This window comes from Shewanella aestuarii, assembly GCF_014647215.1.
Lineage (GTDB): Bacteria > Pseudomonadota > Gammaproteobacteria > Enterobacterales > Shewanellaceae > Shewanella > Shewanella aestuarii.
On record NZ_BMOT01000003.1, the window covers coordinates 161,530 to 174,603 of the forward strand.

Sequence of the window (13,074 nt, forward strand, 5' to 3'; positions counted from 1 at the left end):
AATACCTTTGTGTTCATGTGTTCATGTGTTCATGTGTTCATGTGTTCTGGTTTTTAACGCTGCAGTGGCTCTGAAACTGTACATGCTTGCCATAAGCAATAGTTGGTTTAGTGTGAGCAAGGTTGCTAGAGTGAGTTCATGTTTCTTGCAGTCATGCTTTGCTCAGGTTTGAACTAATGCAGATTTTGCCGTACTCAATTGAAATTTTATTTAGGATGTTTACTCTATTTTAGTTGATATTACTGCTAGTTATGATTAAGTTTTAGATTAATCCTTTAAGTAATAATAGTTGCCACTTTGAAATCAACGACCCAAGAATCTTTATACATCCCTTATAGACAAGGGCAATTACATGTACGTTTTATTCCTGCCAAAGGAGCAAATAAACACGTTACTCCCATTTTAATGCTACACGGTGCTATGTCGAATGGACGGGTTTTTTATAGCGATTCGGGTCGTGGTTTAGGATGTTTTCTGGCTGAGCAAGGTTTTGATGTTTATGTATTAGACACAGCAGGAAGGGGCAAAAGTACGCCATTGATCGATAAGCATTATGACTTAGGTCAGGGTGAAGTGATAAGGGAGCAGCTACCTTTAGTGCAGTCTTTTATTTTGCAGCGTCAGCCTAACGCATCCAAAGTGCACTGGTGTGCCCATTCTTGGGGCGGCGTACTGATGGCAAGTAGTTTAATCCGCTTTACAGATTTACAAGTTAGCGTGGCATCATTTTTAACTTTTGGTACCAAACGCACGATCAAAATTAAATCACTGCGTAAGTGGTTAATGGTTGATGTGTTTTGGAATCGACTCGCGCCATTGGTTGCCACTAAACAGGGCTTTTTTGATGCTTATCGTTATCGGTTTGGTATGGATAATGAAAGCCATCAATCTCTTACTCAGTCAATCGACTGGGTAAGAGGTGAGTGGATTGACCATGATGACCATTTTAATTATGCCAAAGCAGCTCAAGAAACAACTTGGCCAATGACATGGTTTATTGCCGCTAAAAATGACACGGTTTTGGGTAACCCTTCCGATGTGCAAGATATGATGGCTGAATGCGGTTTTCAGCAGGCTGAATATACTTTACTGGCTAAAGAACAGGGTTATTTGTACGATTATGGTCATGCAGACATGTTGACTCATAAGCAAGCATGCGATGATCATTTTATAAAAGTGAAAAACTGGTATCTGGCACAGGCCGACTAGCAAACCAAAGCAGTAACACCTTATTTAAATAAGAGGTTCTAATCACATTGAGTTTGGCTTAGGCATTTAAACTATGCCGTGTCTTAACAATAGGTGTGTTCGGGTAACTAGAATCAATAATGTTTATCTATTCTAAGGGCATTAACTTAGCTGTTTTAATGTAACCAACTGTGGAAAGCGTAATGTGACTTCTTGAGTGATATCTAAAAACTCGCCTAAACCTATCACTTTCCATAGTTGCTCCTCAAGCTGCTTGGCTTTATGGCTGGCATGAATTTGAATGTAGGCTAATTCTCGTCTGATATAGGTCATGTCGGGTTTGTCGGCCATACCAAAATACACCCTTAATGCCATAAAACGTCCTAAGCGTTGGCCTTGTTCAATAAAGGCGAGTTGTTCATCAGCGCTTAATTCTGACGCGATTTTACTATTAAGATTAATCGTACCACGAGCGTGTCGAGTGATTTGCACCCAAACTTCAAAAAACTGCAACTCGCTAACCGTTTTCATGGCTTTAATAGGTTCAAGAATAGAATCTTTGAATACGCCATTATCCATTATTGGTGCGAGGTTATATTGCATAATTTGATCGGTATCTTGTGAAAATAAATGGCTGATCTCATCGACTTTAGTGCCAATACCAATAGCTGAGATACTAAATGATTTACTGTGTTTTTCGATAAAGTAGGGCACGCTAACAATCTCGCGCATCATGAGGTTTTTCATCCCATCAGCAAGTTCTTTTTGCTCTCCGTCTTTGTCTGACAATTTGGCAAGTTTGTCTTGATTATGACTAATAAGTTTGTTTAAAAACTCAACCCCCATGTGAGGCTCATGGCCAATTAAAGCGCTTAAGTGGAGCACTTTGCTGTTTGAACGAATGCGGATTAGTTGATAAGACAAGCCACTTAAATTTGTTTTACCTGCTTTAGCTTGTAAGCGAGGAAAACTAATACTGACTGATGCAGGGGCGGAAAAATCCATCGGTTCATCTAGGGTTATTTGCAATCCACGACTTGAAATATCGTGAGTGGTGCCAGAGGCAATTTTATTCCCCTGTTTAATTGTGACTAACGTTTTGAAAGCATAGCGTGATTCGTGGCGACGCTCAGTAAACGGCATTGAGATTCTCTTGATGCTGTTGGCGTTTATTTTGCGTTGGGCAAATACTTTTAATTGATTAACATCTTGGTTTTTAAACCATGTTTGATACTGTGAAGTAACCTCGCTGTTGCTTAAATCACAGACTTGAATAACGTGACTGAAACTCGCTAATTGTTGCTCTGTTAATGCACCGTAGCGTGCATCATCACCAGGTAAGGTTGAGGTTTTATAATTTTGTTTATGATCGATTCGTTGGCTGATTAGTTTATATACACGCCAGCTTGTTTTCTTGGCACCAAATCCTAAAAAAAGCCCTAAGTGCCCATTTTGAATTAACTCAAATTGGCTGGCTGAATAGAAGTGCACTTTACCGTTGGCAATATGGGTAAAACAAAAAATAATTTGATGCTCAGGTATATCGGGGGATTTGATCAGATGTACTAAACGATTATTTGTCAGCATGCCTGGGAGTTGGCTAACATCTCTTTCATCTTGAAAGAAATGCAACAAAGGATGATTTCCGCGACCAAGCAACGCATGGGTAATATTGGGTTTACCTTCTTTAATCGAGATATACAAAGGTAAGTGTGGCTGCAAGGGCAAATAATGACGTTCGAAGCCTAATCCTGTGGCGTTAACAATCACATCGTTGACATCCACTTTATAGCGAAACTTGTATCCTTGTATTAACTGGGTAATAACCTTATCGAGCTCTTCGCCTACGCCAAGTCGTTTTAATCTAAATACCGCACTGTCTTCTTTGTTTTGAATATCGACTATTTGGTAATCAACGCCTTGTTGCAGGTCTTCAAAATAAAACTCTTCATTCAAATCAAGTAACTTTACTCGTAATGGAATTTCAGCTTGAAAACTGTGTTTTACAGGTAATTTTATTCTTGCACCACCTACGGATAAATCCAGAGATGCCCCTAAAACCTCAGCGCTACCAGGCTGCGAAGCTGATACTTTAATACTGTAGTTCATTCGTTCTTCACTACGATTAAAATAACTGCCTAAAACCACGCCAGGTACAATGAAAGGGGAAATTTGAATGGCGCTATCTTGAGTTGGGGAGTCTTGCCTTTGCTGTTTACGTATTTTGTGGTTTTTAATCACATTTTCATAAACACCTAAGGTATATTTATTACGATAAATCGGTAAGGCCTGTTCAAGGGCTTCTTTTGACGGAGCATCTAAAAAATGTCTTTGTTTACCAATCACAACTTCTTCGCATGGCAGCTCCGTTTTATCGCGTAAATCAATAATGCGAGTACATGGCGCTGAGATACGATTTAGCTCCATCTTAAGTAAGAAACGGGTAGAATTCGACTCATCAGCCGTGAAACTGTCGAACAGTTCCTGAAAGTCAGGTTCCATTAACAGAGGTTTGAGTTGTTCTATTAGCACGCTGTGATTGTCTAGGCTCATCTTCTATTGTCGTTTTTAATGCATCTAGTGAGTCTGGCTGTTAATCTTATCGGCATGAAAAGATATTGCTTTATCAATTGTTTGGTCTGGATCTGATTCTATACTGAATTCCAACTAATGATAAAGTTTAACAAATAATTATGGTGTGGGCGTTTGTTTACAGTGGTTTGAATAACGTTTACCTATTAATTTTTCAATCATATTTACTGATGAGCATTATGGCAAAGAATAAAACAGCATATGTATGTAACGAATGTGGTCAAGACTTCCCTCGTTGGCAGGGGCAGTGTAATGCTTGTCAAGAATGGAACACCATTACCGAGGTGCGCTTGGGGGCGAGTAGTGCGACTCGTACTCATCAATTTAGTGGTTACGCAGGTGAGACGAATAAGCAAGTTCAAACTCTTGATCAAATTGACTTGAATGAATTACCACGTATTGCCAGTACATTTGGTGAACTCGATAGGGTGTTAGGTGGCGGGATTGTTCCTGGTAGCGCGATTTTGATTGGCGGACATCCTGGTGCAGGTAAAAGTACTTTATTATTACAGACCTTATGTCAACTTGCTCAGATTATGCCTGCCCTGTATGTCACCGGTGAAGAGTCTTTACAGCAAGTGGCCATGCGCGCGCATCGATTAGGATTGCCGACACAAAATTTACGTATGTTGTCAGAGACAAGCGTAGAAGCAATTTGTGATGTGGCTTTACAAGAGAAGCCAAAAGTAATTGTAGTTGATTCTATTCAAGTCATGCACATGAGTGACATCCAGTCTTCGCCTGGCAGTGTATCGCAGGTGCGAGAGTCGGCATCTTATCTGACTCGCTTTGCAAAGCAGCATGGTATCGCTGTGATTATGGTTGGTCATGTCACTAAAGATGGCAGTTTGGCAGGCCCTAAAGTGTTAGAGCACTGTATCGATTGCTCGGTGATGTTTGAAGGGGATAGCGACAGTCGTTATCGGACACTTCGTTCTCATAAAAATCGTTTTGGTGCGATTAATGAGTTAGGCGTTTTTGCTATGACCGAGCGAGGATTAAAAGAAGTCGCTAACCCTTCAGCCATCTTTTTATCCCGAGGCGATGAAGCGGCATCGGGTTCTTTAGTTATGGTGGTGTGGGAAGGCACGCGTCCATTACTGGTGGAGTTGCAGGTACTGGTTGATAGTTCTGCTATGTCTAATCCACGAAGAGTTGCTGTAGGTATGGATGCGAACCGTTTGGCCATGTTATTGGCCGTCATGCACCGTCATGGTGGATTGTTGATGTCTGATCAGGATGTATTTGTCAACGTGGTCGGTGGCGTTAAGGTAACTGAAACCAGTGCAGACTTAACCTTGTTACTGGCTATGGTATCGAGTTTTCGTGGTGAAGTACTTCCTAGCGACTTAGTTGTTTTTGGTGAGGTGGGACTGTCTGGTGAAATTAGACCCGTGCCTAATGGTCAAGAGCGATTAATTGAGGCTGCGAAACATGGCTTTAAACGTGCCATTGTGCCCAAGGCCAATGCGCCTAAAAAACCGCCGCTAGGGATGGAAGTCGTTGGCGTCAGTAAATTATCTGAGGCATTAAACGCACTGTAAAGTGCGTCTTTAAAGGTGCTTATTCTTCTGGCTGAATAAGCATTTCCAGTTCGCGATTAAGCAATTCAGCATCACCAAGGTTAAGTTCAATAATTCGACGTAAGTGGCTGATACTTTCAACATCAATATGTATACAACGTAGGCCTAAATGCTCAGTGGTTTTATGAACAACTTCAGTATGCATCACTAATTCCACATCTGAATCCGGTAACACAAATTCCAATATTACTTGGCTGTTTAAGGTGCCGGTAAAATTTTCTGGTATTTGTACCAGGGCGCCATTAAGGCTTAAATCAAGAATGGTGGTACGCCAAGTCGAATCGCTTTGAGCGAGATAAGCATTAGCATCAAATAAAATTCGAGAAAACTTACGTCTTTCGTCCATCGGTCAGTCCTTAATAATTTAACGCATTACTATCTATTAGCATACGATACCTTTGCTGATAAAACAGTATTCATTTTGCTTGTTGGATAATTAATTCTTCAGGGAGCTCGATACAAAATTGAGCTCCTTGGTTTGGCTCTGTCGTCAAACTGACGCGGCCTTTAAGTACTTGGGTCACTAAATTATAGAGGATGTTCATTCCCAATCCACTGCCACCCTTACCGCGCTTTGTGGTGAAAAATGGGGTGAATATTTGTGCTTTTATCTCAGGAGACATACCGCAGCCGTCGTCTGAATAAATAATCTTGATGCCTTTATCTTCACGGGTTACGGTTAAAATGAGCTCTCCAACATTGCCATCAGGATAAGCATGAATAATCGAGTTATTAAATAAATTGCTAATGATTTGGTAAAGAACTCCTGGCTGGCTATGAAGGAATATATCATCAGGGCAGTCATATCGATAATGGTGTTTGGTCCGTGAAAGCAGCGGATTAAGGGCGATAAATATTTCATCTAAATACTGTTTTAAATTAAAGTCTCTGACATCTTCGTTAGATTGATCAACTGACACCTCTTTAAAGCTTTTTATTAATTTCGCGGCTCTGTTAAGGTTTGATAAAACGAGCTTAGTGCAATCAGCAACTTCAGTTTGATATAATTCAAAATCTTCGTGTGAGACTTCTCCTGCTTGGTAGCTTTCATTAAATTCAACTACCCTATCGGCCAAATGTGACGTCGCCGTGACACTAATTCCTATCGGCGTATTCACTTCATGGGTGATGCTGGCAACCAGCCCGCCTAAGGTGGCCATTTTTTCTTTATCAATAAGTTCATTTTGAGTCAGTTTTAGTTCTTCTGTGCGAGTCTTTACTCTGTCTTCAAGCTCACTATTTAGTTGTGTTAGTGCTTGTTCTGTTTCTTTTAACGATTGAATATTTTTTATGGTGCCAGTAATGCGGTTGGCGCGCCCTTGACTATCTCGGTCAATAACTTGACCTCTATTGAGTACCCAAACCCATTTGTTATCAGAGGTTTTGGCGCGATAAGTCAGTTCAAATTTGTTAATGGGTTCTTTGAAGCAAGGGCTTATGGTATTTATCACGCTGGATAAATCTTCAGGGTGAACACATCGCTCAAGTGTATCCATTAAATCTATTTCTGGTTGAGGATACTGTAAAAATGTATTACTTCTGTGGGAGCTTTTATTGCGAATGTCCCAGTCCCAGAATTCATCGCCACTACCCCATAGTGCCAATTGTAAGCGTTGCTCACTTTTAGATATTTGCTCCATCATGGAGACTTTAATGCGATATTTTCGGGTTTGTAGCCAACTAAATATGCCAATAATAGTGATAAAAAATAGTACATAGATTAGATAAGCCCACCAGGTTTGCCATGGCGCAGGAGTAATGGAAATATCTAACGATCTTGTAGGACTATACTGATTATTATGATTTTTAGCTCTTACTTGAAATTGGTAGTTTCCTGGTGATAGTCCTGAAAAATGTGCTACATGACTACTTAAGTCATCAAACCATTGTTGATGTAAGCCTTGCATTCGGTATTCATAACTCATTTGTTGTGCTTGATGTAAGTTATTACTGTGAAAACGAAAAGAGAACAATGCGTCTTGATAGTTTAGTTGAATTGAGTTTGCATAACTGATGTCAAATGGCTGATTAAATCGACTATCATCTTGTATTCTTTGTAATTTATTTAATAGATAAAATTCATCGATTATTGGTGTTCTAGGCGCTTGTATCACAGGCAGATCAAAGGGGTAAATCATATTGAATCCATTAATACCCCCTAGATAAATTCGGTTGTCATCATCAACAAAGCCAGCATTGAAGTTAAATTCGTTGTCCTGTAATCCATCTGCCTTAGTGTAATTACGTATACTATTGTCTCCAGTATTAATCACACTGAGTCCTTCAGAGGTTCCGACCCAAAGTTGATTTAAATGATCTTTTTCCATGAGGTAGGCAATATTATCAATAAGGCCATGTTGTTTATCGAAAAGTTTAACTGTGTGGGTTTGAGGGTTAAATGAAAATACGCCATCACTCGAGGAAATCCATAACTGCTCATCAATCCAATATGCATTGAATAAATGTTTGCTGGGGAAGTGGGATATCGTGTTGGGTGAAAATTGGGTAAACTTACCCTCAACTGACATGTGAATCAACCCAGAACCATAGGTTAAAATCCAATAACCACCTTTTGCGGCAGTGAGAACATTACTGATTTCTTCACTTGGAAGGCTATTAGGGTTTCCTGGTTCATGTGTCCAAGATTTGAAGCCTAGTTGCTCTGATAAGAATAAACTGATGCCTGCATCTTTTGTGGCAATCCAAGCTTGCTGGTGATCATCAAAAAACAGGCTGTAAAGGACATTACTTGATATCGCCTGCGGATTATTTTTGTCTGCTAAATATTGGGTTATATGTTGCGTATTCAATTGCAATATATATAAGCCATTCCCACGGGTACCAATCCACAGTTGCTGTTTATTGTCTTGCTTAATAAAACTGATAAAGCTTTTAGTTTCAAATTGTGGATGATTAAAAAGTGAAACTCCAGTGATGTTTCGGTTCGCATCTTCAGTGGCAATGAATAATCCCTGTGCGGTACCAATCCAAAGTGTGTCTTGCTTGTCTCGGTATATGTTACGTATATCGGTATCGGTTAGGTTATTGGTAATAAATGAATGCTGGTTGATGGTATTGAATGCTTGGCTATTTAGATTGGCTTTACTCAGCCCAGCTCCGCGTGTACCGATCCACAATTGACGCTCTTCATCTATCCAAAGGCGGTTGATTAGCTGACTGCTGACACTATGCTCGTTATTAGGTGAGTGAGAGAAATGTTCAAATTGGTGAGTTAATGGTGAATAAGATGCGAGACCGGCTTGTTTAAAGCCAATCCAAAGCGTACCGTCGATATCCAATAATAAATCACTAATATCATTGTGCTGTAAGTTGTCAGCAAAAAAGGCTTGGTGAGGGGTAATAATAGGGGCGACTAACTTTTCAGATAAATCAAGATGCAGTAATTGTCCTTCGTCGGTAGCTAGCCAAATACTATTGTTATTCCCATTCGCTATGCTGAGTATTTTCCTGTCGGCCAAAAGAGGGTGCTTAAAAGAATTAAACCGCTGCTCTTCTGGTAAATACAGTTGTAACCCTTGTTCATGGTATAGCCAAAGTCTGGCGTATTTATCGAGAAATAACCCCGAAATGTTACCATCCAGCAAGCCTTTGTTGCCCGCTTTGATGTGTTCAATAAGCCTGTTTTGCGTTGTTGAGAAAACATAAATGCCGTCATTGGAGGCAAGCCAAAGATTGCCTTGACTGTCTTCATTTAAGTCATTGATGCCACGGGTTGGTAAACCGAGCTCAGGTGAATTGTAATATTCAAATTGCTTGTTTTTTTGTTCAAATTTATTAAGGCCATCATTAATGGTTGCCAACCATAATTCACCTTTTTTACTATAATATAAATGGCTTATATGATTTCCAGATGGGCCATTGCCATCCTCTTTAAGATAGACTTTGATATCTTGGCCATTATATCGATTTAGGCCCGCTTGTGTGGCGACCCACAAGTAGCCATTTTGGTCGGTAATCACATCGTTAACCGTATTCATCGATAAGCCGTGTTCAGCTTCAATCGTGTCAAATTTCACCATAGCTTCAGCGGCTGTAGTGACAAAGAAAAGTAAGAAAATTAAGCATTCATAATAGAAAGGTAAACGGGCTTTTTTCACGCAAATGATCCTTACACTTGTGCTATTTTAATTATCCTTCTAAGTGTTACATTTAAGTGTAGAACCAAATCATTAAAATGCGAATTGGCACTGATTTTAAATATAAAAAAAGGAACCATGTGGTTCCTTTTTCGTTTTTAAGATTGGTGCTATTACAAAATCATATGACCCATTAAGGCAATAATCGGTAATGTTACAACAGTGCGTAAAATGAAGATCACAAACAACTCTAAAAAGTTGACTGGAATTTTACTGCCAATCAGCAACGCACCCACTTCACTCATATAAATTAACTGCGTAACAGATAAAGCTGCAATCACAAAACGTGTTAGATCAGATTCAATTGAGCTTGCTAAAATTGAAGGGATAAACATATCCGCAAAACCCACAACAATTGTTTTCGATGCGGCAGTGGCCTCTGGAATTTGTAACAGTTCTAATAATGGGATAAATGGCATTCCAAGATAGTTAAATATGGGCGTATATTCAGCAAGAATAAGCGCCATAGTGCCAATTGCCATAACCACTGGAATAATTCCAAATATCATATCAATGACATTTTTTAGTCCATCGATGAAAACTTTTTTAACACTGGTTGCTTGAGAGGCGCGACTAAGGGCTTGATGATATCCCCAAGAGAAAACACCATGCCCCTGTGGGATCATTTCATCATCTGGGTGACGTGGCGTGTCATCTATATAGTTGTCTTTCTTCCATGATAATGGCGGTAGTTTAGGGACAATAATTGCAGCCATGATGCCAGCAAAACATACAGTTAGATAAAAGGGGACGAATAAGTGTTCTAATCGAACCTGAGAAATAACCACCAAACTGAAGGTGATTGATACTGCTGAGAATGTGGTGCCAATAACGGCAGCTTCACGTTGGGTATAAAATCGAGTTTCATATTGTTGGCTGGTCATCAAAATGCCCACGCTACCGTCTCCTAGCCACGAAGCGATACAATCTATGGCACTTCTCCCCGGTAAGTTAAAAATTGGCCGCATGATTTTGGTTAACATAGTGCCAAAAAATTCCAGCAGACCGAAATTCAATAATAGCGGTAACAGCATACCTGCAAAGATAAATACTGAGAATAGCACCGGAAGTAAGTCGTTATAGACTAAGCTACCTGTGTTTTCTGAAATGATGATTTCAGGGCCAATATTAAAGCAAGTTAGCGTAATAAATACGGCTCCGATGACCCGCATCAATAGCCAAAATCCTGATACATTCAGTAACGCCGTAAGAAAATGACTTTGGCGAACAAATGCAGGTCTGATAACCGCGGCCAGCACTGAAACAATGGCCATAAATATAACAATACCCGTAACAATAAGTTGTATAGTGCCGCCCATTGCCGATTGCAGCGCTTTAGAAACGATAGCAATTGGGATGGTTAACCCTTTGTCGGTTGTTACCGGAGTAATAAATAGTAAAAGACCAATTAAAGACGGGATAATAAAAGTCAGTATCGTTTTTAAGTTATGTATTGGTTTTAGTTGAGTCACGGTTTCTGTACCTTAAAATCTACCTATTTTGGCAGCGAATAAATTATCCAATTCGTCCATGAGTCGCTTGCTGAAAGTTCTTCATGATTTTTGTGCGGCAAGGTTACCGCCAATTTCAGTCTAAGTAAAACGAATCACATAAATGAATAGTTATCACTTAAATATGATTAACTATATTGTAAAGCAAAACCTGGCATTTGTAATGCAAAATTAATTTGTAATCAACGTGTTAAGTCAATGTGTTTTGCTTGCCTACCAGTGTTGCGCGGCTGTTTTTTTTGTTAAATGTATTAAAATTGATTTTTTATGCATCAAGTTAGTCATCTTCCCTTTGATAATTAGGCAAATTCATCGTATAAAACCGCCTTTGACTTGCATATAGTCACCATATCAATCAACATTCTGTCGTAGAACACGCAGTTTTAATTTTATTGGTGACATAAACTAACCATGGGTAACTAATCGTAAATTGGTGTTATGACAAATAAAGATAAAATCAAACAGCTGGCAATTCGATTTGGGTTGTTGGGGTGTTTGGGGCTTTTTGTAGGTTTAGCTTTCGCAATATTTATTGAATCAGCAAACTCGAGTAGTGATGGCTTTTTATTGTTTCAAAAAAGTATCAGCGAACTTGGCTATTATGGACATTCACCATCAGCACTTGTGCTTAACGGTGGGCTTTTTTTTGGTAGTTTATGTATCGCACTTGCTAATTTGTTTGCCTTACAGGTGACAAATGGCTGGTTTAAATATCCCTTCTGGCTGAGTTTTTCTGCAAGCTTTATTGCTTTAGGTGCAACCGGACTGTTTCCTTTAAACGTATATCATTTGCACCTACATGGTTTGAGTTACTTGTTCATCTTTGTTTGTTGTTCTTGTATTGCATTTATGGCTTACGCGTTACAGATAGGATGGCGACAAGTGAAAGTCCCTTTGTTGCTAAGTATTATGTGTTTGATGCTTAACTTAAGCGTGTTTATTCTGCCCTATGCGGGAACTTCAGCCCCCCTTATAACCACGACTTACATGGATATTATCGCCTCATCAGCTACATTGGCTCCAAAACCTGAACTGTGGTGGCAAGCTTTAGTGCAATGGAGCAGCGATATCACTTTAATTTTATGGGTGCTATCACTGCTATCGTGGATCAAAAAATCATAATGCGTTAATGACCTCAACTCAGGTTGGATGTAGAGGTTAAGTTATCGTATTGAGATTTAAATTCATTCCCGGCTCTGCATGCCAGTAGCCATTACAATCTTTAATGTTTCCCTCAAGGCTTAGGTTTGATTGTTCAGCCATTTGGGCATTTGATATGTGCTCGATTAACGCGATATCTTCGAGTCCTGATGGGGATATTCTAAAATAACTGACCCCCATTGCTGACATGGCGGACATTTGGTTAATTAAATTAATTTTAGCCGCAGACTGAGTTTGTATTCCGTTGAGTCTAAGTAATGGTTGCGATTCTTGCGTTTGGGTTAAGATGCCTTTGGGATATTGTTGGCAAATAATTTGGCAGTCTAATTTAGGCTTTTGATGATGCTTAGCTGTAAAGCATCGGGCTGAGTGTGCCAAAGGGATATATCCATAACCGAGAACTTCAGTTTCAAATGCCGTTGGATTTCCAGCCAATACCTGTTGCAACCAAAACTTTGATAGCTCATAAGGCATAATGAATCTTGTCATGCCTTTTTTGTGCATAATATCAAGACTGGCTCGATTGTAGAGATTTAAGTTAGGGCCTGCCACAAAAGGTATCGCGGCTTCTGTTGCAAAGTTCACTGCAGCCATATCATTGGCTTCAATAGCAAACTCACCGTTTGTAACAATGCGTTTTAATTCAATTAGTTCTGATGCCGACTCAATTAAGGTTAATGTTGATAGAATCACTTTTTTCCCTTGATTGGTGAGTAAGTTCGCCAATTCAAGATAATCTTTATATTTTAACTCACGGCGACGGCTGCAAATTACTTCACCTAAGTACACAGTGTCTATATCGGTGCTAGCAACGGCTTCATAGTATTCAAATGTTGCCTGTTTGCTCCAGCAGTATGTGAGTGGGCCGAGGGATAAATTCAT

Annotated in this window: 8 protein-coding genes; 3 read left to right on the plus strand and 5 right to left on the minus strand. The window is 39.6% G+C overall.

What is annotated here, in order from left to right:
* Positions 1-297 precede the first annotated feature (297 nt).
* Positions 298-1,209 (plus strand): alpha/beta fold hydrolase, encoded by a 912-nt coding sequence (locus tag IEY03_RS06735; RefSeq protein ID WP_229778221.1) that lies wholly within the window; start codon positions 298-300, stop codon positions 1,207-1,209.
* A gap of 141 nt (positions 1,210-1,350) precedes the next feature.
* Here IEY03_RS06735 and IEY03_RS06740 read toward each other — a convergent pair whose 3' ends face one another.
* Positions 1,351-3,741 carry a PilZ domain-containing protein gene (locus IEY03_RS06740; protein WP_188840587.1) on the minus strand — a complete coding sequence of 797 codons (2,391 nt, stop codon included), beginning with the start codon at positions 3,739-3,741 and terminating at the stop codon, positions 1,351-1,353.
* Between the two features lie 218 nt (positions 3,742-3,959).
* Between IEY03_RS06740 and radA the strand changes: the two genes are divergently transcribed.
* Entirely contained in the window at positions 3,960-5,324 is a 1,365-nt protein-coding gene (radA, locus tag IEY03_RS06745) for a DNA repair protein RadA (RefSeq protein ID WP_188840588.1), read from the plus strand.
* A gap of 19 nt (positions 5,325-5,343) precedes the next feature.
* Here radA and IEY03_RS06750 read toward each other — a convergent pair whose 3' ends face one another.
* The 3 genes from IEY03_RS06750 to IEY03_RS06760 form a co-directional block, all read right to left on the minus strand.
* Positions 5,344-5,709: a PilZ domain-containing protein gene (locus tag IEY03_RS06750; RefSeq protein ID WP_188840589.1), complete on the minus strand. Its 366-nt coding sequence runs from the start codon at positions 5,707-5,709 to the stop codon at positions 5,344-5,346.
* 70 nt (positions 5,710-5,779) lie between these two features.
* Complete coding sequence (locus IEY03_RS06755) at positions 5,780-9,481, minus strand: two-component regulator propeller domain-containing protein (RefSeq protein WP_188840590.1); 3,702 nt, start codon at positions 9,479-9,481, stop codon at positions 5,780-5,782.
* Positions 9,482-9,633: 152 nt separating this feature from the next.
* Positions 9,634-10,992, minus strand: coding sequence for a YjiH family protein (locus tag IEY03_RS06760; RefSeq protein ID WP_188840591.1), 1,359 nt, complete (start codon positions 10,990-10,992; stop codon positions 9,634-9,636).
* Between the two features lie 477 nt (positions 10,993-11,469).
* Between IEY03_RS06760 and IEY03_RS06765 the strand changes: the two genes are divergently transcribed.
* Positions 11,470-12,153, plus strand: coding sequence for a hypothetical protein (locus IEY03_RS06765; protein WP_188840592.1), 684 nt, complete (start codon positions 11,470-11,472; stop codon positions 12,151-12,153).
* Positions 12,154-12,189: 36 nt separating this feature from the next.
* On the opposite strand, the gene IEY03_RS06770 is transcribed toward IEY03_RS06765, so the two are convergent.
* Positions 12,190-13,074: a U32 family peptidase gene (locus tag IEY03_RS06770; RefSeq protein WP_188840593.1), complete on the minus strand. Its 885-nt coding sequence runs from the start codon at positions 13,072-13,074 to the stop codon at positions 12,190-12,192.